We start from the raw sequence: 22,010 nt of genomic DNA, 5'->3' as shown, positions 1-22,010 counted from the left end.
TTATTTAGCCGCCTGGGCTGCCATATCGGTACGGAGACGCTCGATCTTGCCGCGCGTCGAACCGTCGATGACTTCATCGCCCACGCGAACCACCATTCCGCCGAGGAGGCTGGGGTCAACCTCAGAGTGGATGGCGATCTCGCGGCCGTAAATCTGCTCCAGCTTGCGGGCCAGTGCGTCACGCTGAGTGTCGTTCAACGCCTCAGCGGTCTTCACACGTGCAACCGACTTGCCGCGCATCTCTGCAACGTTCTCCGCCAGTGCGGCGAGATCGTCGACAGGGTTGTGGTGCGGCCGGCCGATGACCTGCAAGGCCAGGGCCTCGGTGAACATTGTCACCTTGCCGTAAATCACGCTAGCTAGCAGTCCGCGCTTCTGCGCAGCGGTTGCGGTGCGGTCGGACAGGAGCTGGGTGAGCTCCTTTTCGTCCTCAAGGAGGATCGACAGTTGGTAGAGCTCGTTTTCGACCTGCTCCAACTGGCCCTGTTCCTGTGCACCCTTCTGCAGTGCGAAACGGCCCAGGTTGATCAGACCTGCGCGGAATTCGCGCGGGGTCGACCACTCCTGCTCCGCTGCTGCGGTGAGGATGTTCAGGGTGGGCTCCGCCACCTTGCCGCCGAAAACGTCCTTGACAATGCCGGCGCGCTGGCCTGCTTCAAGCGACGTGTCGGCGATTGCCACGCGCAGGGCACGTTCGGTGTCGAGCTGGTCCACGATGAGGAACAGTTCGGTACCGATCTGTGCTGCGGTGGCGACTGCGTTGTCGGCGCTGCCGATCAGCGATTCGAGCTGACCGGTGACGTGCGACTGTGCTTCGCGACTAGCTGCCTTCATCTCGCCTACTTTCTCGTCGAGACGTGATCGAGCTCGGAGAGGAACTCATCGATCGTGTTCGAGCGACGGGTCGTGTCCGACAGCTCGGTGCCCAGCAGACGCTCTGCCAGCGAGATGGAGTTCTGGCCCATCTCGTTGCGCAGTTCTGCGACAACCTGGTCGCGAGCTGCTTGCAGTTGCTTCTCGCCTGCCTCGATGATGCGGCGGGCTTCTTCCTCGGCACGGGCACGGGCTTCAGCCTCGATTTCCTTGCCGCGGGCACGCGCTGCCTCACGGATTTCAGCGGCCTCGTGGCGCGCCTCCGCAAGCTCAGCGTTGTTCTTCTCCAGGGCAGCCTTGGCTTCCTTTTGGGCGACTTCAGCACGCTCGATGCCGCCCTTGATTCGGTCTTCGCGCTCTGCCAGCACTTCCTGGAACTTCGGAATAACGTACTTCCAGAAAAGTAGGCCGATGATGATGAAAACGACAAGAGACCAAACCACGTCGTACGCGGCCGGGAAGAGAATGGATGGTTCATTCTCGAACGGCAGCTTCTCGGAGCCTTCTGCGGCTGCGAGGAATGCAGTGACGTTAGTCATTGGTTGCTCCTGATCTAAAAATGGACGGGGTTACTCGTTCTTGTTTTTAGAACAGGAAGCCGGCAACGAGGCCGATCAGGGCAAGTGCCTCAACGAAGGCGATACCCAGGAACATGGTGGTACGGAGCTGGCCAGCCATCTCCGGCTGACGTGCCATGCCCTCGACGGTCTTGCCGACGAGGATGCCGATGCCGAGGCCCGGGCCGATGGTTGCAAGGCCGTAGCCGATGGTGCCGAGACCCTCGTAGCGGTTCACGGTCTCCGCTGCCTGAGCAAGAATGATGTCGTTCATGTGAAAGTCGTTCCCTTTCTAGGTGCCTCCCCGCTAGGCCGCGGGAAAGCGTGTGACAGATGTTGGGGGTTATTCAGTTGGCCGTGTGTGGTCGCGCTTTGTTAGTGCGCATCCGCGTGCAGCGACAGCTCGATGTACACCGCAGTCAGCAGCGCGAAGATGTACGCCTGCAGGAAGATGATGATCAACTCGTATGCGGTGAACAGCAGTGCTGCGATCAGGGTCAGGCCACTCACTGTCGTCCATGCGTTCAGCTGCCAGAAGAAGAAGTTCGTGGCGGAGTAGAGCAGGACAAGAATGATGTGGCCAGCCAGGAAGTTCGCCATAAGACGAAGCGCCAGGGTGACCGGACGCAGAATGAACGTCGAGAAGAACTCGATCGGCACCACGAGAATGTGGAGCGCCGGCGGAAGGCCGGGGATGACGGTCGAGTGCTTGAAGTACGCAGCGCCATAACGCTTGACGCCGGCGTAAATCATTGCAATGTAGGCCGCAACTGCCAGCACGACCGGCATGCCGATACGCGCGTTAGGCGAGATGTTGAGGCCTGGGATGATCGTCGCCGCGTTCATGAACAGAATGGAGAAGAAGATGGTGCACAGCAGCGGCAGGAACCGCTTGCCGTCCTTCTTGCCCAAGGTGTCTTCCGCGATGTGAATGCGGACGAAGTCGACGCCGATCTCGGCGAAATTCTGCAGGCCCTTCGGAACCAGCTTCGGGTTCCTAAAGGCGATAACAAAGAGGAGCACCAGGATCGCCGCAATTAGGAGGCGGACGAGCATGATGCGGTCCAGTGCGAACCACCCATTGGCAAATTCCTCACCAATGATATGGCCGTACGTTTGCCCCGGGAAAAATTCTGGACCAAGCGCAGGTGCGTGAAACTCACCCTTCATGGCCAAAGTTGTAACGCTCAGCGTTCTCTCCCGTTCTCGGGCCGCTCCCCGGTTCCCCGGAGGGCGGTGCGATGGACGTCTTCATCAGGCTGCCTCCGCGGCGGACTCCGTCGCACATCTGCTTCCGCGGGGCAGGGGATGTCGTTCCCCGGCCGGTTTCGCCTGCACATCAGGGGTAACGCCAGCCTGGAACAAACCCAGCGGATATCCTAACAGGACATCAGGAGAATGTGGGTTTTACCTGTGCCATTGTCCCCCCACCAAGGTGACTTTTAAGGGTTTTTACCCCTAATCACCCAGCTTGCACGGCTTTCTAGCGGATTGTTAGGTCTGTCACAGGGTCCCCACACTCTGTGTTAGTTGAGGTACGTGGTGCGTGTGGTGAGCACACCCCAGGCTTCGGCGGCGAGTGCAACGACGAGTGCTGCGATCGTCGTCACGCCAAATGCTCGATGGTCGTAGAAGTCGAATCCACGGATCCACAGCAGGAAGATTGCGAGCAGCCCCATCTTCAGTAGCCAGCCGCCGAGGACAACTGCCATGGTGGTGTTTGGGGATGAGTTTGAGGTTGCGAGGACAGACACCGTGGTTGCGAGTACGAACGCACCGCCGACGGCGACTCCCATCAGCGCGGCCCAGATGCCGGGCAGTTCGCGGGTCGCGCCCCATGCCATGAGCGAGACGACCGTAAGCACGACGAGTGCCCATCCCGCGACCTTCAGTGCGCGGATGAGCGGCTGACGATGATCACTGACCTGGGACGTGTCATTGACTTCGAGCGGTTCCATGCTGGGTCATCCTACAGACTGAGCAGGGTTGCTTTTCGACGACGCCACCGCACCGTCCCCACCACGCCGCGGGCCAATCTTGCCTTCCGCAAGTGGAACCAGAGTGAGCACGAAAGAAAAAACAAGCGCGACAACGGTGAAGATCACTGCGATGCGCACCGGCACGACGGAAAAACTGACCGCGCCGAAGGCGACGGCGGAGACCCACAGGTACAGCACCAGAACAGTGCGGCGGTGCGTATGCCCAAGGCGGAGCAAACGGTGATGGATATGGCCTGCGTCTGCCTGGAACGGGCTTTGGCCGCGGGCTGTTCGTCGCACAACGGCCCAAATCAGGTCGAGGACCGGCAGGGCAATCGCGGCGAGCACGACGATGATCGGGCTAATGAGTGCTACCAGGTCTGCGGCCCCGTAGAGCGACATGTTGATCTTGCCCGATGCGGAGATCGACGCTGCGGCAAGCAGCAGCCCGATGAGCATGGCACCGGAGTCCCCCATGAAGATGCGCGCCGGTTCGAAGTTGTGGGGCAAAAAGCCGGCGCAGATACCGACGAGCAACGTGCAGATAATCGCCGGCGGGTACGCGGAGACCGCCCCGCCCTGGTCATGGAGAACTGACAGCGAATAGACGAGGATCGCCATCCCGGCGATCATGCCCAGCCCTGCGGCGAGTCCGTCGATGCCGTCAACGAAATTCACTGCGTTGATCAGCAGCACAGTAAACAGTGCACTCAAGACCATGCCCTGGACTTCATCCAAAATCAGGGTGGTGCCCTCCCCGATTGGAACGTAAAACACCGTAAAGGCAATCCCCAAGATGGACATGATGATCGCAGCAGCGAATTGCCCGATGAGTTTGGGTAACGCGCCGAGCTCGTAGAGGTCATCAACAATTCCGACAGCAACGACGGCGGCACCGCCGACGAGCACTGCAGTCATCTCTGGAGTGACTGGAGCGAACCCGCGGGTCAGTGCGGGCAGTTGCTGCGCGAGAACAAACGCGCCAGCAAACCCTGTAAACATGGCCAGCCCACCGAGCGACGGTGTTGGCTGCGTGTGAACGTCGCGCTGGCGGATCTCCGCGACGCGTCCTGTGCGCACGAGAGCTGAACGCACCACACCTGTGGCCAGGTACGTGATCGCAGCCGCGACGAGTAGCACGAGTGCGAGCTCGCGAAGTGGCACACCAGCTCCGGACATCCCCTGAAAACTCCCCCGCTACTTTCGACGCAACGACTCTGGGTCAAGCCCTAAGACTTCACCAATGCGCTCGACCGGGATCGCGCCTTCGCGCAAAATCACCGGCTGAGGCTTCGAAATATCAATGATGGTCGAAGGAGTGCCAACCTCGGCCTCTCCCCCGTCGAGGTACACACCAATCGCATCGCCGAACTGCGCCTTGGCCTCTGCTGCGGTCTGTGCCGGCGGGTTGCCGGAGATGTTGGCAGACGACACCGCCATCGGTCCGGTTTCTTGCAACAGTTCAAGTGCGAGCGGCTGGTTCGGCATGCGTAGCAGCACGGTGCCACGTGTATCGCCAAGATTCCACGGCAGGCTCGGCGCTTCAGGCACGACGATGGAAAGCCCACCCGGCCAGAACGCCTCCACGAGTGTCTTCGCGGTGTCGGAAAACTCCCGCACGAGCCCCTGGATCGTCGACCAGCTGCCCACGAGCACCGGCACAGGCATGTCGGGGCCACGGCGCTTGGTAGCCAACAGCGTGGCTACGGCGTCGTTGTTGAAAGCGTCGCAACCGATTCCGTAGACGGTGTCTGTCGGCAGGACGACGCAACGGCCGGCTCGCACAGCGTCCGCGGCCGCGCGCACCGCGTCGTCGCGAACCTGCGGATCAAGGCAGTTATAGATCGCGGACATAGTGCTCCTTCATGTTCTGAAAGTTACCGGGCTAGCTTACTCGCCATGACAAACCGGGCTCGGCCGGTCAGGTCCTCGACCACACTCGGCGGGCCGAATGCGCCGTGGTCGCGCACCACATCTTGTACGGCCTCCGACGTGGAATCATCATGCTCAATGCCGAGGTGCCCTCCCGGACGCAGCAGCCGTGCGGCGACCGGAACGAGCCCCCGAATTGCATGCATCCCGTCCGCGCCGGAGAACACCGCCTCATGAGGGTCGGCGTAGACCTCCACATCTAAGTCACCGGTTTCTGGCACGTACGGCGGGTTGGTGACGACGAGGTCAACGGCACCGTCGAGTTCCCGAAGCAACTCCGGATCGGTCATATCCCCTGGGACAATGCGTATCGACGACGCGTAGTCCCCCACATTTCGCTCCAAGTACTTCCGCGCCTGAGGCGAACGCTCGACCGCGATCACCTGTGCGCGCGGGCACGCCCGGGCGATCGTGATGGCCAACGCACCCGAGCCGGAGCCTAAGTCCACGACGGTTGGGGATTCGGGCGAGGTGGTGTCGTCGCTAAGCAAATGCACCGCCCACTGAGCGAGCACTTCCGTTTCTGGCCGCGGGATAAATACCCCGGGCCCGACGGCGAGGTCGATGTCAACAAACGGTGCTGTGCCGATGATGTGCTGCAACGGCTCGCGAGCCGCGCGTCGGGCAATGAGTTTGGCGTAGGCCTCGTCGAAGTCCGTAGGCGCGTCGGCGAACATGAGCTGCATCGGCGGCACCCCGATCAAGTGCGCGGCGAGCAGGCGTGCGTCGACTTCAGGCGACGCAACGCCCGCGCCAGCAAGGGTCTGCGCGGCGCGGGCGATGGTGTCGCGGAGGCTATTCGGCTTCAAGGCGCTCCTGGCGCTCGTGCGTCTGCAGCGCCGTGATCAGATCGTCCATGTTGCCGTCGAGCACCGAGTCAAGGTTGTTGGCCTTGTAGTTAATGCGGTGATCCGAAATACGGTTCTCCGGCCAGTTGTAGGTGCGGATGCGCTCCGAGCGGTCCATCGTGCGCACCTGCGATGCGCGGCCCTCGGCCTCTTCGGCTTCCTGCTTCTCGCGCTCAATCTGGTCGAGACGAGCCTGCAGCACCTGCATCGCACGAGCACGGTTCTGGATCTGAGAACGCTCGTTCTGACAGGTCACGACGATGCCAGTCGGCAGGTGCGTGATACGCACGGCAGAGTCGGTGGTGTTCACGCCCTGGCCGCCCTTGCCCGAGGAGCGGTAGACATCGACGCGAAGGTCCTTCTCGTCGATGTTGACGCTTTCAACCTCGTCTGGCTCCGGGAAGACGTATACGCCTGCGGCCGAGGTCTGGATGCGGCCCTGCGATTCCGTCACCGGAACGCGCTGCACACGGTGCACGCCACCTTCAAACTTCAGCATCGACCACGCACCGTCACGCGACGGGGTCTTCGCCTTCACCGCGACGGTCATGTCCTTCACACCACCCAGATCAGACTCGGCAACGTCGAGGACCTCCCAGGTCAGGCCGTGCTTTTCGCAGTACTTCTGGTACATGCGAGCCAAATCGCCAGCGAACAGCGCGGCCTCTTCACCGCCTGCGCCTGCTTTGAGCTCCATGATGATGTCATCACCATCGTGCTCGTCGCGCGGCGCCAGCAGGTCAGCCAACTCCTCCTCGAGGCGCACAATCTCCTCCTCTAAGCGCTTGGCCTCCTCCGCGAACTCCTTGTCCTCGGAGGCCATTTCGGATGCCGCCTCGTGGTCATCGCGCGCCTGGTTCAGGGCGTTATTGACGTTGATGATCGGCTGCAGCTCCGCGTAGCGCTTGGAGAGCTTGCGGAAGCGGTCCTGGTCACCAGCAACCTCCGGATCGCCCATTTGGGCCTGGATGCCTTCGTATTCGGCGACGTAGTCGTCGACAAGCGAAACATGCGATTTTTCTGCCATTAGGAGTAGTCCTCCTCAGTTTCGGCCTGCGCCATTGGTGCCGAGTTCGCCACACCAATGAGGAACTCGCCGTTCGTCTTGGTCTTCTTCAACTGCTTGATCAGCATGTCAATGGACTGCTGCGGATCAAGCGCAGACAGGATGCGACGCAGCTTGTGCATGACGCGCGCCTCCTCCGGGCTCATCAGCAGCTCGTCCTTGCGGGTGCCGGACGGGTTGACGTCCACAGCCGGGAACACGCGACGCTCCGCGATCTTGCGGTCGAGCTTGAGCTCGGCGTTGCCGGTGCCCTTGAACTCCTCGAAGATGACGGTATCGCCAGCGGAACCGGTTTCTACCATGGCCGTTGCGATAATCGTCAGCGAGCCACCCTCCTCGATGTTTCGGGCAGCGCCGAGGAAACGCTTCGGCGGGTAGAGGGCGTTGGAGTCCACACCACCGGAGAGAATGCGACCCGATGCCGGCGAGGAGTTGTTGTACGCACGGCCAAGACGAGTAATCGAGTCGAGCAGCACCACAACGTCTTGGCCCATCTCCACCAGACGCTTCGCACGCTCGATAGCAAGCTCGGCGACAGCAGTGTGCTCTGACGGCGGTCGGTCGAACGTCGAGGCAATGACCTCGCCGTTGACGCTGCGCTGCATGTCGGTAACTTCCTCCGGGCGCTCATCGACAAGCACAACCATGAGGTAGCACTCCGGGTTATTCGTGGCGATCGCGTTGGCAATGCTCTGCAGAATCGTCGTCTTACCAGCCTTCGGCGGCGACACGATCAGTGCGCGCTGACCCTTACCGATCGGCATGACCAGGTCGATCACACGCGTGGTCAGAATCTTCGGCTCAGTTTCCAGACGCAGACGACGGTTCGGGTACAGCGGGGTGAGCTTGTGGAACTCCTTGCGTCCCTTCGCATCCTCCGGAGTCTGGCCGTTGATCGTGTCGACGCGAACAACCTGGTTGTAGCTACGACGGTTACGGCCGTTGCCCTGCTGGTGCGACTGCCCGTTGGCGCGAACCTGACCGGTTACCGCGTCGCCGGAGCGCAGACCCGCCTGACGGACCAGGCGCTGCGGCACGTACACGTCCGAATTGGACTGACGGTAGCCGGTGGTGCGGATGAACGCGGAGCCGTTGTCCTGCACATCCGCGATACCTGCAACCTCCTGCAGGTCCTCCGGGTCGAAGTGCTGCTCGTTGCCGCCACCTTGGTTGTTGTTGCCGCCGTGATTGTCACGGTTGCGGTTACGGTTACGACGACCGCGACGCCCACGACGACCGCCACCCTGGTGGTCGTCATCGTTATCGTCGCGGTGGTTGTTGCGGCCGCCACGGTTGTTGCCGTTGTTGCCGTTGTTACGGCCACCGCGGTCGTTATTGTCACGGTTGTCACGGTTATCGCGATTGTCGCGGTTCTCGTCGCGGTTGTCCGTGGTCTCGGATTTCTCGGACTTCTCGTCCTTGCCGTCCTTCGCGTCGCTCGCGTCGCCACCCTGCGCATTGTCCTCATGCTGGTGACGCGCACGGTTTCGACGAGCACGGCGCGCTGCGGAACGCGAAGCTCCCCGCGAATCGTCGTCATGAGAATTGTCGGCCGACTTGTCAGCGTTTTCTGCAGGCTTGTCGGTCTTGTCAGCCTTGTCGGCCTTGCGCTCTGCACGCTCAGAAGCAGCTGGCGCCTCCGCGTTATCGGCCTCCACCTTTTGCGGTGCAGCCTTCTTGGGAACCTGGCCGGTAGTAATTGCCTGGATCAACTCCCCCTTACGCAGCCCCGAAACGCCCTTCAGGCCTTTCTCGGCGGCAATTTTGCGCAGCTCCGGAATCTTCATAGCGGCCAAGTCTGCCGCGGTACCGGTGTCGGTCACGTGTGTCCTTTCGTCGCTCAACCAGCAGGTTCTCGCGTAGTTAACACGCGACGGTGCATGCTGGAAGCGGTGCGTTTCATCGGGATTGGACTGAAGTAAAACTTTGTAGCCCTGCCGGATCTCACGGGGTGCGGGAGCAAAAATCGCCGCTGTGCCCGCCATCGCATCCCCACCTGGGACAACCCCTGCCGGGTGCGGTTCGCACGATCCTGCGCAAAGTGTAGCGCATTTGCGTCCGCGGTTTAATCCGGGGCGTGTCGCATTGCTTCGCTAACATTGCCAACATGCTTTCAACGATGCAGGAAGTGCCCTTTTCCGTCGCACGCATTCTCGAATACGGCAGGACTGCGCACGCGACAACGAAGTGCACCACATGGCGCACTGATGGCGCGGAAGAAACGACGTTCGCCGAAATCGGCGCCCGCGCTTCGGCCTTCGCCCACGCCCTGCATGATGACCTCGGCATTGATAGCGATCAACGCGTCGCCACCATGCTGTACAACTGCTCTGAGCACCTCGAGGTGATGTTCGCTGTCGCCGCCAAGGGCGCTGTGTTTACGCCGCTAAATATCCAGTTGATGACGGACCAGATTGCCTACGTTGCCAACCACTCTGAGGCTGAACTGATCGTTGCCGATCCGCGTCTTGCGGAGAAGTTAGGCAACGTTGTGGAGCTTTGCCCCAAGGTTCGCGCGGTGGCATTTACAGGTGCCGAACCGATTACAGACGCCGCGGCGTATCTGCCAGAGCATGTCGCTGTGTACAGCTACGAGGAGCTTCTCGACGGCCGCTCGACAAAGTACGACTGGCCCGAACTCCCGGAGAACACCGCCGCTGCCTTGGTCTATTCAACAGCAACGACCGGCGCACCGAAGGGCGTCGCCTACTCCCACCGCGCGTTGTGGCTAGAAGCGACCGGCCTTCGCGCAACGGACTCACTGGCGGTCACGCACGGTGAGACGTTTTTGTGCTGCATCCCGATCTATCACGTGCTCAGTTGGGGCGTACCGTTCGCCGCATTTCTCGCGGGAACTCCCCTGGTTCTGCCCGATTCGGACGTGTCTGCCCCGACACTGGCAAAACTCATCGCCAGCACGCACCCGCGCGTGGCACACGGCGTGCCCACCTTGTGGATCCAGCTAATGGTCCACTACCTGCACAATCGCCCAGAGCGAATGAGTCTGCAGGAGATCTTCGTCGGCGGTTCCCCTGCCCCACCGGCGCTGATCAAGGTGTGGGAGGAACGCTACGGCGTGGATATCGTCCACTGCTGGGGCATGACGGAAACCACCACGGTCGGCACAGTGGCGCGTCCGCCATCGGGCGCTTCTGGTGAGGCGCGCTGGTCCTACCGCATTTCCCAGGGACGCTTTGCCCCGTCGCTGGAATACCGAGTGGTCAACGATGGCCAAGTCATGGCGTTTAACGACTTGACCCAGGGTGAGATTCAGGTCCGCGGCAATATGGTCGCTGCAGGCTACTACCACTCACCCACGCAAGAACCGGGCGAGATCGCTTCCACCTTCCGTGGCGAAGAAGTCGACGACGTGCGCGCACACTTCACTGCCGACGGCTGGCTGCGTACCGGCGACGTAGGCACAGTCACCAACGCCGGGTTTATGACGCTCTACGACCGTGCCCGCGACGTCATTCGCTCCGGCGGCGAGTGGATCTACTCCGCACAGGTGGAAAACCTCATTATGGAGTCTGAGGAAGTCGTCGAATGCGCAGTCATCGGCATCCCGGACCCCAAGTGGGGTGAGCGACCGCTGGCGGTGACCAAGCTTCTCTCGGGCATTGAGCCGACAAAGGAGACTGCCGCACGACTCCGCGAGTCGCTCGCAGACACGTTGCCGAAGTGGATGGCGCCTGAGTATTGGACGTTTGTGGATTCAATCGACAAAACGTCCGTAGGCAAGTTTGACAAGAAGGACCTGCGCAAGCACCTGCAGCGCGAGGAGTTCGACATCATCGCCTTGCCCGGACCAGGCAGCCGGCCGAAGGCGACATCATAATGCCGCACAAAAACGATGCCCCGGGGTACGCATGTGCACCCCGGGGCATCAAAGCATTTGCACTAATCGTGCAGCAGTTCTGCGGTCACCGGTCCTGCGACGTCGAGTTCGATGACGCGGAGGCCGGCGGCGCGGGCGTCGTCGAGAAGCGCAGGCTCAATGGGCTCAGTGATGAGTACGAGTGCGGTCGGACCTGCGCCAGACAGGTATGCCGCGTAGCCGCGGTTGCGCAGGCGGTTGACCCACTCCGCGGTCACCGGAAGGACGTCGGCGCGGTACGGCTGGTGCAGGCGGTCGCGGGTGCCTTCAAACAGGAGGTGCGGGTGGTGCTGCAGCGCAGCCGTCATCACAGCGGTGCGCGAGACGTTGAACCGCGCATCGGTGTGGGTGACGTGGCTCGGCAGAACCTTGCGCACCGCATTGGTGGATGCGTGGAAGTCCGGGACGAGGGCTACGGCCTTGATGGACTCGTCGACAGGAATGCGCACGGCACGGTAGGAAGGCTTCGAGCGCCCATCGACCGGAATGTCGGTCCAGGACACCACTGCCCCGCCGAGCACGGATGCACCCGCGTTATCCGGGTGGCCCTCAAACTCGGACGAGAGCTGCACGACGGTGTCCTCATCCAGCGGCGAGCCCGCGAGCGTATTCGCAGCGACGACACCTGCGGCTGCCGCGGCAGCAGACGAGCCCAGACCGCGCGATTGCGGGATCTGGTTGTGGCACACCACGCGCAGACCCGGCGCCCGCACATCCGCGGCAATCAGGCCAGAGTTGATCGCTTTGACGATCAGGTTCGAGCTATCGCGCGGCAGATCGTCGGCTCCCTCGCCGAAGATCTCCACTTCGAGGCCAGACTCGATGACTTCTACCTCGAGCGTGTCGTAGATGCTCAGCGCCAGGCCGAGGGTGTCGAAGCCGGGACCAAGGTTCGCGGACGAACCTGGCACCTTCACTCGTGCTTTCAGGCCTACTTCAAGATCGGTTGCCATGACGGAGTGCTCCTTTAAGCGTCGAGGCGGATGACGGAGTTGACGGCCTTCACATCATCGTGGCCGGTGAGCTCTTCGACGATGCCGTTCAGGGCAGCTTCACGTGCGCCGTGCGTGACGACGATCAGGTGTGCCTCGTCGCCAGACTCCTCCTGACGGACCGCGGAAAGCGACACCCCTGCCTTAGCAAAGCGAGCCGTGAGGTCTGCGAGCACGCCGACGCGGTCGTTGACGGTCATGTTGATGTGGTAACGCGTGGTCACATCGTCAAACGCCACAATCGGGTAGTCCGCGTACGGGTTCTCCGCCGGCGCACGGCCACCGTGGACCTTGTTACGGGCTGCACCGACCAGGTCGCCCAACACGGCGGAAGCGGTTGGGGCACCGCCGGCGCCGTTGCCGTAGAACATCAGGCGGCCGGCTGCTTCTGCCTCGACGAAGATGGCGTTGTAGCTCTTGTCCACCGTTGCCAGCGGGTGCTCGTTCTGCACCAGCGTCGGGTGAACACGTGCGTTAATGCCGGTGGTGTTGCCGTTTTCGTCCAAGAGACGCTCACAGATGGCCAGCAGCTTAATCGTCTGGTTGGACTTCTTCGCTGCCGCAATGTCGTCTGCGGTGATCTTGGTGATGCCCTCGCAGTGGACGTCGTCGAACGTCACACGGGTGTGGAAGCCCATGGACGCAAGGATCGCTGCCTTGGAGGCCGCGTCGTGGCCTTCGACGTCCGCAGTCGGGTCAGCCTCGGCGTAGCCCAAACGGGTTGCCTCAGCCAGCGCCTCCTCGTAGCTCGCGCCGGTGGAAGCCATCGCGTCCAGGATGAAGTTCGTGGTGCCGTTAACAATGCCGGAGATGCGCTGCACCTGGTCGCCCGCGAGCGAACGGCGCAGCATGCCGACCACGGGGATCGCGGCAGCGACGGCTGCTTCGTAGTACAGGTCGACGCCGGCTGCGTTCGCAGCATCAGCCAACTCGGAACCGTGCGCTGCGACGAGCGCCTTGTTTGCCGTCACCACCGACTTTCCAGCGTTGAGTGCTTCGAGGACCAGCTGGCGCGGGTAGTCAATGCCACCGATAAGTTCGACGACAATGTCTACGTCGTCGCGTGTGACCAGTTCGCTCGCATCCGCAGTCAAGTAAAGTCCCTGGACTTCAGGCGCGTCCTTGTGCTTGTCCACGTCGGAGACAGCCACGCCACGGACCTCGATCGGGCCACCGATGCGATTTTCCAAGTTCGAAGAGAATTCGCTGAGCAGGCGCAGCACTTCCGTGCCCACGGTGCCCTTACCCAACACGGCAATACCCACCGGGGTGCCGATGCCCTTGCCGGGGTAGTTTCCGTTGATGCCTTCAGCGCTGGCAACTGTCATGGTCAGGATGCTCCTTTTCGTTGCTGCAAAGTACAGGTTTGAACCGCTTGGTCTACTATCGCTTAAGCAAGCACTCAGGTCAATTAATATTCGCGGGCCAACAGGTCTTCCACAGTCTCGCGGCGCACCATCGGGGTGATCTGTCCGCCGCGCACGGACACGACAGCCGGACGTCCAAACGCGTTGTAATTCGAAGCCATGGAGTAGCAGTACGCGCCAGTCGCAGCCAACGCAATGAGATCGCCGGAGGAAATATCATTCGGCCACTTCGCATTCTCTACGAGAATGTCGCCGGACTCACAGTGCGAACCAACCAGGCGGGTATCGGTGTTGTCACCGTCGACGAAGCGGTTGACCACGCGGGCGTCGTAAAGCGCCCCGTAGAGCGCAGGGCGAATGTTGTCGCTCATGCCACCATCGACCGCGATGTAGCGACGAGATGTAGTGAACGAAGTATCGACGTCCTTAATCACACCCGCGGTGTACACCGTCACCGCAGAAGGACCAGCAATCGCACGTCCCGGCTCCACAACCACAGTCGGCGCGGCGATGCCGAGCTCGTCAGCGACATCCTGCACGGAGGCAAGCAGGTCGCGCGCAACCGCTGCGACGTCGAGCGGCTGCTCCCCTGACATATAAGCAATGCCGTAACCGCCGCCCAGATCAAGGTAGCCAAGCGCGACACCGCAGGTCTTCCACACTTCTGCGTACAGGCCGAGCACGCGCTCTGCAGCCAGTTTGAAGCCTTCAGCGTCGAAGACCTGGGAGCCGACGTGGCAGTGCAGGCCGGTCAACTGCAGCGAATCTGAGTCAATTGCTGCCACGGCCGCAGCAAGTGCGTCGCCAGTGGCCAGGGAAATGCCGAACTTCTGGTCTTCGTGGCTCGTCGCAATGAACTCGTGCGTGTGCGCATCCACGCCGGGCTTCACTCGGATGAACACATCTTGGATGACACCGGCCTCGCGGGCGACAGCTTCCAGTTGCGCTAACTCCTGGTGAGAGTCGATGACCACATGCCCCACGCGCGAATCCACGCATAGGCGCAGAAACTCGTCGGACTTGTTGTTGCCGTGAACAGTGATGCGTTCCGGCGGGAAATCGGCTGCAAGTGCGATGCGGAGCTCGTTTTCACTCGCCACATCGAGGGCAAGACCTTCCTCATCCACCCAATGTGCAATGTGTCGGGTCAAAAAGGCCTTCGACGCGTAGTGCACATTTTCCGGCGCACGGAATGCTTCCGCCATGTCGCGGCAGCGAGAGCGGAAATCGTCCTCATCCACGACGACAACCGGGCTGCCGTATTCGGCGACGATCTCAGGCAGTGGCACACCAGCGATGGTCACTACCCCGTCTTCTTCACGCTTGGCGCTTCGCGGCCAAACGTGTGTGGGCAGTTCGTTGAAGTCGCCCTCGTCGGTGCTGTACGGGGTGGATACGAAAACAGTCATTACATCCGCTCCGGGGCGCTCACGCCGATCAGGCCCAGCGCGTTTGCAATCACCTGGCGTGTCGCCATCGCAAGTGCGAGACGTGCCGTGTGGATCGGCTCCGGCGCCTCGCCGGCCTTCGGCAGGATCTGGCAGGAGTCGTAGAACTTGTGGAAGGCGCTGGCCAACTCTTCGGTGTAGCGGGCAATGCGGTGCGGCTCGCGCAGCTCTGCGGCGGCGCGCACGACTGCAGGGAACTCACCGATCGTGCGGATCAGGTCACCTTCCTTCTCGTGGGTCAGCAGGCCCAAGTCGATGTCCGCGACGTCGGGCAGCGTCACGCCGGCTTCCTTGGCCTTACGCTCAATCGAGCACAGGCGCGCGTGGCCGTACTGGACGTAGTAGACGGGGTTGTCGGAGGACTGCTTCGTCCACAGATCTAGGTCGATATCCAGCGAGGAGTCCACAGAGGAGCGCACCAGCGAGTAGCGCGCGCCATCCACGCCAATGGCGTCGACAAGATCCTCAAGCGTGATCACGGTGCCTGCACGCTTGGACATCTTCACCGCCTGGCCGTCGCGCACGAGGTTGACCATCTGGCCGATGAGCACTTCGACGGCGTCCGCGTTGTAGCCCAGCGCCTGCGCCGCAGCCTTCAGACGTGCGATGTAGCCGTGGTGGTCCGCACCCAACATATAAATGGCAAGTGTGTGGTCGCGGTCGAACTTGTCCGCAACGTAGGCGATGTCGCCGGCGATGTATGCCGCGTCGCCGTCGGACTTGATCACCACACGGTCCTTGTCGTCGCCAAAGTCAGAGGAGCGCAGCCACCACGCGTTGTCAGCCTCATACAGGTTGCCGTTTTCCTTCAGGGTGGCAATCGCTTTATCCACCGCACCCGATTCGAACAGCGAGTTCTCGTGGAAGTACACGTCGAAGTCCACGCCGAAATCGTGCAGCGACTGCTTAATCTGCGCGAACATCATCTCCACGCCAGCAGCGCGGAAGGTCTCCTGCACTTCAGCATCAGTGCCTTCGAGAGCATTGGGCTGCTTTTCGACGACCGCCTGAGCGATCTCGCGAATATAATCGCCCCCGTAACCATCCTCCGGGGTTGGATCCCCCTTGGCAGCAGCAACCAACGAACGCGCGAAGCGGTCGATCTGGCCACCGTGGTCGTTGAAGTAGTACTCGCGGGTCACCTTCGCGCCCGAAGCCTCAAGCACGCGGCCCAGCGAGTCACCCACCGCAGCCCAGCGGGTACCGCCGAGGTGAATCGGGCCGGTCGGGTTCGCCGAGACGAATTCCAGGTTCACCTTCTCGCCGGCGTAGATGTCGGAGTTGCCAAACGCGGCACCCTCCTCGAGCACCTTGGCTACCAGCTGGCCCTGGGCGTCTGCGGCGAGGCGCAGGTTAATAAAGCCGGGCCCTGCGATCTCAGCGGCGGCGATGGCTGGGTCCTCTGCCAAGACCTCTGCAAGCCAGCCTGCGAGTTCGCGCGGGTTCGTGCCTGCCTTCTTCGCCACTTGCAGTGCAATGTTGGTGGCGTAGTCGCCGTGCTCCGGATTTCGCGGGCGCTCCACAGTCACGGTGTCGGGGACAACAGAGGCGTCGAGATCATGGTCTGCAAGCACGCGCTCTGCGGCGGCTTTTACGGTGGTGGCAAGTTCTGCTGGCGTCATGGGCATGCAGTGTAATTGAGGGCTTTGACACGGGCGCATACGGATGGTCGTCGATACGCAAAGTGCGCTAATTCACATCCCCCTTGAGGGGCAAATCTTTTCACTTCGCTGCCTTGTTTGGCATATTTAGCCCATCGGGTCTCGCACGCCGAGGCCACGGTCACCCGTTTCTTTTTCCGTTCCTGTCTCGAAAGAGCCCTGTTTTATGGACCAATTCCAAATCTTCACCGACGCAGTCGGTGGCAGCACTGGTCTGTCGGCATTGGTGTCTACCCTGCCGCTGTTAACCTTCTTCATCATGCTGCTCGGCGTGAAAGCTCGCGCTCACACCTCGGGTTTTGTTGCACTTATCGTTGCAATTCTCGTGGCCATCTTCGGCTTCCATATGCCGACCGCGTTTGCCATCTCTTCCGCGTTCCGCGGTGGCCTGTTCGGCCTGTTCCCCATCGTATTCGTCATCCTGACGGCCATCTGGTTCTACCAGATCACGGTCGCTTCGGGTCGTTTCGAGGACCTTCGTCTTGTGTTCGACAAGATGGGCAACGGTGACGTTCGCATCCAGGCGATGCTCATCGCTTTCTGCTTCGGTGGCCTGCTTGAAGCCCTCGCCGGCTTCGGTGCCCCGGTTGCTATTACCGCGACGATGATTCTCGCGCTCGGCATCCCGCCACTGAAGGCCGCCACCGTGGTGCTTATTGCGAACACCGCTCCGGTGGCATTCGGCGCGGTCGCCATTCCGATTACCACCGCAGGTGACGTGGGTGGTCGTACGCTGGAGCAGACCGAGAACATCGCCGCCATCGTCGGCCACCAGACCCCGGTTCTGGCGTTCTTCGTGCCGTTCATCATTGCACTGCTTATCGACGGCTTCCGTGGCGTCAAGGAGACCGCCCCGGCCGCAGGTGTCATCGGTCTGGCTTTCGCGATCGCCCAGTGGTGGACCTCCAACCACTTCGCCTACCAGCTCACCGACGTTATTGCCTGCATCGTCGCACTTGGCGCCGCGTTTGTGCTGCTGCGTTTTTGGCAGCCGCGCGGTGTGGAAGCCATGCGTGAGCGCCTCGGCCTCGAGCCGTACACCGACGAAGATGGCGACACTGAAGCGCTCACCGGCAGCCGCGTCTGGATGGCACTCATGCCGTACGCAATCGTCGTTGTCGTGTTCGGCCTGGCAAACCTGGGCACCACGATTCCGACCTGGCTCAAGCAGTTCAAGATCTCGTTCCCGTGGCCAGTCATCGATGGCCAGCTGCTCAACGCTGCGGGCGAGCCGGTCAACACCGACTACTCATTCGCCTACATCAACAACCCGGGCTCGCTGATGGTCATTTCCGCCATCATCGTCTCCATCGCCTACATGGTGTTCAACGACAACGGTCGCTACAGCCTCACCTGGGGCCAAGTTGGTAAGGAGTTCGTGGACACCGCATGGAAGATGCGCTGGTCTGCCGTCACCATCATGCTGGTGCTCGCACTGGCATACGTGATGAACTACTCGGGTCAGACCGTGACCATTGGTGAGTTCTTTGCCAACCTCGGCCCGGCATTCGCGTTCTTCGCTCCGATGCTTGGCTGGGTCGGCGTGGCTGTGACTGGTTCCGACACCTCGGCCAACGCCCTGTTCGCCAACCTTCAGGTCACCGCCGCGAACAACCTTGGCCTCAACCCGGACCTCATGCTGGCTGCTAACACCACCGGTGGTGTTGTGGGCAAGATGATCTCCCCGCAGTCCCTCGCAATTGCCGCTACCGCGGTGAGCATGGAGGGCAAGGAGTCCGAGATTTTCAAGAAGGTCGTGGGCTGGTCCTTCGGCTTCTTGCTCGCAGTGTGCGTGATAGTCTTTCTGCAGTCGAACGTTCTAGAGGTCCTTGCTCCGGTCGTTCCGTAACTGCCATCCTTTTACGGTGCTCCCGAGGTCCAAGTGACCTCGGGAGTTTCGTCGTTTTCCCTGAGATTTCCCACGATAGGAGCCCGAAATGCGAGTAGCTCTGTTTTCTACTTGTATCGGCGACGCCCTCTTCCCTGACGCGCATAAGGCCTCGGCCATTGTGCTTTCCCGTCTCGGCTATGAGGTTGTCTTCCCCGAGCAACAAACCTGCTGCGGCCAGATGCACGTCAACACTGGCTACAAAGAACAAGCCGTCCCAATCATTGAGACGTACGTCGATGCCTTTGCAGACTCGTCGATTGACTACGTTGTGGCTCCTTCGGGCTCCTGCGCGGGAGCTGTCCGCGAGCAGCACGTCGAGCTTGCGGAGCGTTTCGGCTCCAAGGCGCTTGTCGACGGCGCAAAGATCGCCTCGAAGAAGACCTACGATCTCTCCGAATTCATCGTTGATGTCGCCGGCACCTACGACGTGGGCGCATTCTTCCCGCACCGCGTGACCTACCACTCCTCTTGCCACTCCCTGCGCTTCCTCAAGGTCGGCGACCGTCCGACCGAGCTGCTGCGCCACGTTGAAGGCCTTGAGCTTGTGGATCTGCCGAACTCCGAGGAGTGCTGCGGTTTCGGCGGCACATTCTCTGTGAAGATGCCTGAGGTGTCTTCCGCGATGGTGTCCGACAAGGTCCGCCACATCAAGGAGACCCAGGCGGAGTTTGTCACCGCTGGTGACTCCTCTTGCTTGATGAACATTGGTGGTGCACTGTCTCGCCAGCACCAAGGCATTCGTGCCGTGCACATGGCTGAGATCCTCGCCTCCACCAAGGAGCACCCGCTGACCCCGACGTCTGCGGTGTACACGAAGGAGAAGATGCTGTGAAGGTTGCACTCGGACAGCCCACGATGCCGCCGTTTGCCAACGGCCCGGCTCACCTGCGCGGCAAGGAGAAGTTCCAGAAGGCTGCGCACCACGAACTTAACGACGTCACCAAGCGCCGTAATTACCAGTACGCCACCACGACCATTCGTGTGAAGCGTCAGAACGTTGTCGACGAGCTGGATGACTGGCAGCAGCTGCGCGAAGCAGGCTCCACCATTAAGCGCGACGTTGCGGCACGTATGCCCGAGCTGCTTGAGCAGTTCGAGGAGAACGTGACCAAGCGCGGTGGCCACGTCCACTGGGCTCGCGACTCCAAGGAAGCCAACGAGATCATCCAGGGCCTGATCAAGGAGACTGGTGAGGACAAGGTCGTCAAGATCAAGTCCATGGCAACCCAGGAAATCGCTCTGAACGACGAGCTGGAAAAAGCCGGCATCTTCGCTCAGGAGACCGACCTGGCTGAGCTTATTGTGCAGCTCGGCGAGGACTTCCCGTCCCACATTCTCGTCCCGGCGATCCACCGCAACCGCGCGGAGATCCGCGACATCTTCGCCGCGAAGATGCCGAACACGGACGAGACGCTGACCCAGGAACCTGCCGAACTCGCAGAGGCTGCACGTCAGTACCTGCGCCAGCAGTTCATGGAGGCAAAGGTTGCCATTTCCGGCGCCAACTTCGGTTGCGCCGATACCGGCACCGTCTCCATCGTCGAGTCTGAGGGCAACGGCCGTATGTGCCTGACGCTGCCGGAGACGCTTATCACCGTGATGGGCATTGAGAAGCTCCTGCCGAGCTTCGATGACCTCGGTGTGTTCCTGCAGCTGCTGCCGCGCTCCTCTACCGGTGAGCGCATGAACCCGTACACCTCCCTGTGGTCCGGTGTGACCGAGGGCGACGGCCCGCAGAACTTCCACATTGTTTTGCTGGACAACGGTCGTACCGCCGCAATGTCTAACGAGATCGGCCGCGAGGCACTCAAGTGCATCCGCTGCTCGGCTTGTTTGAACGTTTGCCCGGTCTACGAGCGTGCCGGCGGCCACTCCTACGGCTCCACCTACCCGGGCCCGATTGGTGCAATCCTGACCCCGCAGCTCACAGGTATCGATTCTTCGGACGACCCGAACGGTTCCCTGCCGTACGCGTCCTCGCTGTGCGGTCGCTGCAACGAGGTGTGCCCGGTGAAGATCCCGATCACCGACATTCTGTTGGAGCTGCGCTACCAGAAGGCAAAGAACGAGCCGAACCGCATGGAGCAGGCTGCGTTCGCGTCGCTGGCTCAGGTGTGGGGCCGCAGCAACGTGTGGAACCGTCTGGTCCGCATGGTTGCGCTTGGTCGTGTGCTCGGCGGCTTTAACGGCAAGATCGAGACCATGCCGCCTCCAATCTCCGGCTGGACTGGCTACCGCGATGTTGCGGTGCCGCCGAAGAAGTCCTTCCGCCAGTGGTGGGAGACGGACGAGGCGAAGCGTCTGCTGTCCGAGGCACGTGAGCAGGGCATTCCGAACGGCCAGAAGGTCAACACCAAGCCGATCGAGGAGGAGAAGTAAATGACTACCACTACTGGTAATGCTGCAGGCTCCCCCGCCCGCGACTCCCGTAACGAGGCTGCGAAGCGCGAGATTCTCAAGCGCATCCGCAACGCGCACAAGCTCTCTAACGTTCCGGAGCATGTCGAGGTGGTCCGCGAGTACCGCACCACGTCCGACATCAAGGGCGACGAGCTGCGCGAAATCCTTATCGACCGTCTTGTGGACTACAAGGCTGACGTTGTGGAAACCACCGAGCAGACGCTTGGCGACGACCTGCTGAAGGTGCTTGCAGACCGCAAGTGCAAGGACGTTGTCTACGCACCGGGCCTGGATGCCTCCCTGTTCGACGGTTTCTCCGGCACTGCCCGTCCGGATGACGTCACGTCGGATCCGCGTGCGCTGGGCGATGTGGACGCCGTGGTGACGGATTCCCACGTCACCTCCGCGCAGACCGGCTCGATCGTGCTGGAGGCTGGCGACGTGTGCGGCCGCCGCGCGCTGTCTCTGGTTCCGGACCGCCACATCTGCATCGTGCGTGCAAATTCCGTGGTCTACGGTGTGCCAGAGATGATCGCCCGTATCAACCCGGAGCACCCGGCCACGATGATTTCTGGCCCGTCCGCTACTTCTGACATCGAGCTCGTGCGCGTCGAGGGCGTGCACGGCCCGCGTGACCTCATCGTCATGGTCGTGAAGTAACACTCCCTCTTCCCCGGCGCCTTCGCCGGGGCGAGATACACGAAATGGCCGGTCCCTTTTGGGGCCGGCCATTTCGCTGTCATTGTTTCCCGTGTCACGCCGTTCCCGCGGCGCACAATCATTATGAAACACCGGTGTTGAGAAACCATGGCGTGTGGCTGAGAGTGTCCTGAGGGTTTCGTCGTGAAGCGCTGCACCAATTTCTTCTGCCCACACACGGGGTGCTAGTGTGATCGGCATTGTCTCCGTAGCTCAGTGGATTAGAGCATTGGTTTCCGGTACCAAAGGTCGCAGGTTCGAATCCTGTCGGGGACACGCTGTGTTATCTCGAGACATCGTTCCTTCGGTGTCTCGAGATTTTTGTTTGTGGGGTCGTTCCGGGAGTGCAATTCACAGCCCCCTCTTTTGTCGCGCCCGTTGACACGCGGGCGGTATTAGACTTTTTGTTGTCAGGAGGCT

The 22,010-nt window shown here is 61.5% G+C and carries 19 protein-coding genes and 1 tRNA gene; 6 read left to right on the top strand and 14 right to left on the bottom strand.

The window, feature by feature from the left end; genetic code table 11:
* The 10 genes from HMPREF3145_RS03405 to rho form a co-directional block, all read right to left on the bottom strand.
* A complete protein-coding gene (locus HMPREF3145_RS03405) occupies positions 1–834 on the bottom strand; it encodes a F0F1 ATP synthase subunit delta (RefSeq protein ID WP_070421845.1) in 834 nt (277 codons plus the stop codon).
* A 5-nt stretch (positions 835–839) separates the two neighbouring features.
* Positions 840–1,412: a F0F1 ATP synthase subunit B gene (locus tag HMPREF3145_RS03400; RefSeq protein WP_070421844.1), complete on the bottom strand. Its 573-nt coding sequence runs from the start codon at positions 1,410–1,412 to the stop codon at positions 840–842.
* A gap of 46 nt (positions 1,413–1,458) precedes the next feature.
* Positions 1,459–1,704, bottom strand: a complete 246-nt coding sequence (locus tag HMPREF3145_RS03395) for an ATP synthase F0 subunit C (RefSeq protein WP_042406503.1) — start codon at positions 1,702–1,704, stop codon at positions 1,459–1,461.
* A 101-nt stretch (positions 1,705–1,805) separates the two neighbouring features.
* Positions 1,806–2,600 (bottom strand): F0F1 ATP synthase subunit A, encoded by a 795-nt coding sequence (gene atpB, locus HMPREF3145_RS03390; protein ID WP_070421843.1) that lies wholly within the window; start codon positions 2,598–2,600, stop codon positions 1,806–1,808.
* Positions 2,601–2,956: 356 nt separating this feature from the next.
* A complete protein-coding gene (locus HMPREF3145_RS03385) occupies positions 2,957–3,388 on the bottom strand; it encodes a Cg1360 family ATP-synthase-associated protein (protein ID WP_070421842.1) in 432 nt (143 codons plus the stop codon).
* 6 nt (positions 3,389–3,394) lie between these two features.
* On the bottom strand, positions 3,395–4,588 hold the full coding sequence (locus tag HMPREF3145_RS03380) for an MraY family glycosyltransferase (protein WP_070421841.1): 1,194 nt from the start codon (positions 4,586–4,588) through the stop codon (positions 3,395–3,397).
* Between the two features lie 18 nt (positions 4,589–4,606).
* Complete coding sequence (locus tag HMPREF3145_RS03375; protein WP_070421840.1) at positions 4,607–5,263, bottom strand: L-threonylcarbamoyladenylate synthase; 657 nt, start codon at positions 5,261–5,263, stop codon at positions 4,607–4,609.
* 23 nt (positions 5,264–5,286) lie between these two features.
* Complete coding sequence (gene prmC / locus HMPREF3145_RS03370; RefSeq protein ID WP_070421839.1) at positions 5,287–6,150, bottom strand: peptide chain release factor N(5)-glutamine methyltransferase; 864 nt, start codon at positions 6,148–6,150, stop codon at positions 5,287–5,289.
* Positions 6,137–7,216: a peptide chain release factor 1 gene (prfA, locus tag HMPREF3145_RS03365; RefSeq protein WP_070421838.1), complete on the bottom strand. Its 1,080-nt coding sequence runs from the start codon at positions 7,214–7,216 to the stop codon at positions 6,137–6,139. Before prfA ends, prmC begins: the two co-directional genes overlap by 14 nt.
* Positions 7,216–9,078 carry a transcription termination factor Rho gene (gene rho / locus HMPREF3145_RS03360; protein ID WP_256365572.1) on the bottom strand — a complete coding sequence of 621 codons (1,863 nt, stop codon included), beginning with the start codon at positions 9,076–9,078 and terminating at the stop codon, positions 7,216–7,218. Before rho ends, prfA begins: the two co-directional genes overlap by 1 nt.
* A 284-nt stretch (positions 9,079–9,362) precedes the next feature.
* Here rho and HMPREF3145_RS03355 point away from each other — a divergent pair, with 284 nt between their 5' ends.
* Positions 9,363–11,093, top strand: coding sequence for a long-chain fatty-acid--CoA ligase (locus tag HMPREF3145_RS03355; protein WP_070421864.1), 1,731 nt, complete (start codon positions 9,363–9,365; stop codon positions 11,091–11,093).
* A 62-nt stretch (positions 11,094–11,155) separates the two neighbouring features.
* Here the strand turns inward: HMPREF3145_RS03355 and thrB are convergent, their stop codons facing one another.
* From thrB to argS, 4 genes are all read right to left on the bottom strand, one after another.
* On the bottom strand, positions 11,156–12,085 hold the full coding sequence (thrB, locus tag HMPREF3145_RS03350; protein ID WP_070421837.1) for a homoserine kinase: 930 nt from the start codon (positions 12,083–12,085) through the stop codon (positions 11,156–11,158).
* A 14-nt stretch (positions 12,086–12,099) separates the two neighbouring features.
* Positions 12,100–13,452 (bottom strand): homoserine dehydrogenase, encoded by a 1,353-nt coding sequence (locus tag HMPREF3145_RS03345; protein ID WP_070421836.1) that lies wholly within the window; start codon positions 13,450–13,452, stop codon positions 12,100–12,102.
* An 83-nt stretch (positions 13,453–13,535) separates the two neighbouring features.
* A complete protein-coding gene (lysA, locus tag HMPREF3145_RS03340) occupies positions 13,536–14,900 on the bottom strand; it encodes a diaminopimelate decarboxylase (protein WP_070421835.1) in 1,365 nt (454 codons plus the stop codon).
* The gene (argS, locus tag HMPREF3145_RS03335) at positions 14,900–16,561 is read right to left on the bottom strand and encodes an arginine--tRNA ligase (RefSeq protein WP_070421834.1); all 1,662 of its coding nucleotides are present in this window, start codon (positions 16,559–16,561) and stop codon (positions 14,900–14,902) included. The genes lysA and argS overlap by 1 nt, the downstream gene beginning before the upstream one ends.
* A 205-nt stretch (positions 16,562–16,766) precedes the next feature.
* Here argS and HMPREF3145_RS03330 point away from each other — a divergent pair, with 205 nt between their 5' ends.
* The 5 genes from HMPREF3145_RS03330 to HMPREF3145_RS03310 all read left to right on the top strand — a co-directional run bounded on the left by HMPREF3145_RS03330 (position 16,767) and on the right by HMPREF3145_RS03310 (position 21,866).
* A complete protein-coding gene (locus HMPREF3145_RS03330) occupies positions 16,767–18,449 on the top strand; it encodes an L-lactate permease (protein WP_070421833.1) in 1,683 nt (560 codons plus the stop codon).
* Between the two features lie 88 nt (positions 18,450–18,537).
* Positions 18,538–19,323, top strand: a complete 786-nt coding sequence (locus tag HMPREF3145_RS03325) for a (Fe-S)-binding protein (protein WP_070421832.1) — start codon at positions 18,538–18,540, stop codon at positions 19,321–19,323.
* Positions 19,324–19,346: 23 nt separating this feature from the next.
* Positions 19,347–20,870: a LutB/LldF family L-lactate oxidation iron-sulfur protein gene (locus HMPREF3145_RS03320; RefSeq protein ID WP_070421863.1), complete on the top strand. Its 1,524-nt coding sequence runs from the start codon at positions 19,347–19,349 to the stop codon at positions 20,868–20,870.
* Positions 20,871–21,551: a LutC/YkgG family protein gene (locus tag HMPREF3145_RS03315; protein WP_070421831.1), complete on the top strand. Its 681-nt coding sequence runs from the start codon at positions 20,871–20,873 to the stop codon at positions 21,549–21,551. It abuts the gene before it with no gap.
* Positions 21,552–21,792: 241 nt separating this feature from the next.
* Positions 21,793–21,866: transfer RNA gene (locus HMPREF3145_RS03310), tRNA-Arg, on the top strand.
* Positions 21,867–22,010: the final 144 nt, after the last annotated feature.

Source organism: Corynebacterium sp. HMSC05C01 (genome assembly GCF_001807155.1).
GTDB classification, from domain to species: Bacteria; Actinomycetota; Actinomycetes; order Mycobacteriales; family Mycobacteriaceae; genus Corynebacterium; species Corynebacterium coyleae.
This window is presented reverse-complemented; position numbering and strand designations above follow the sequence as displayed.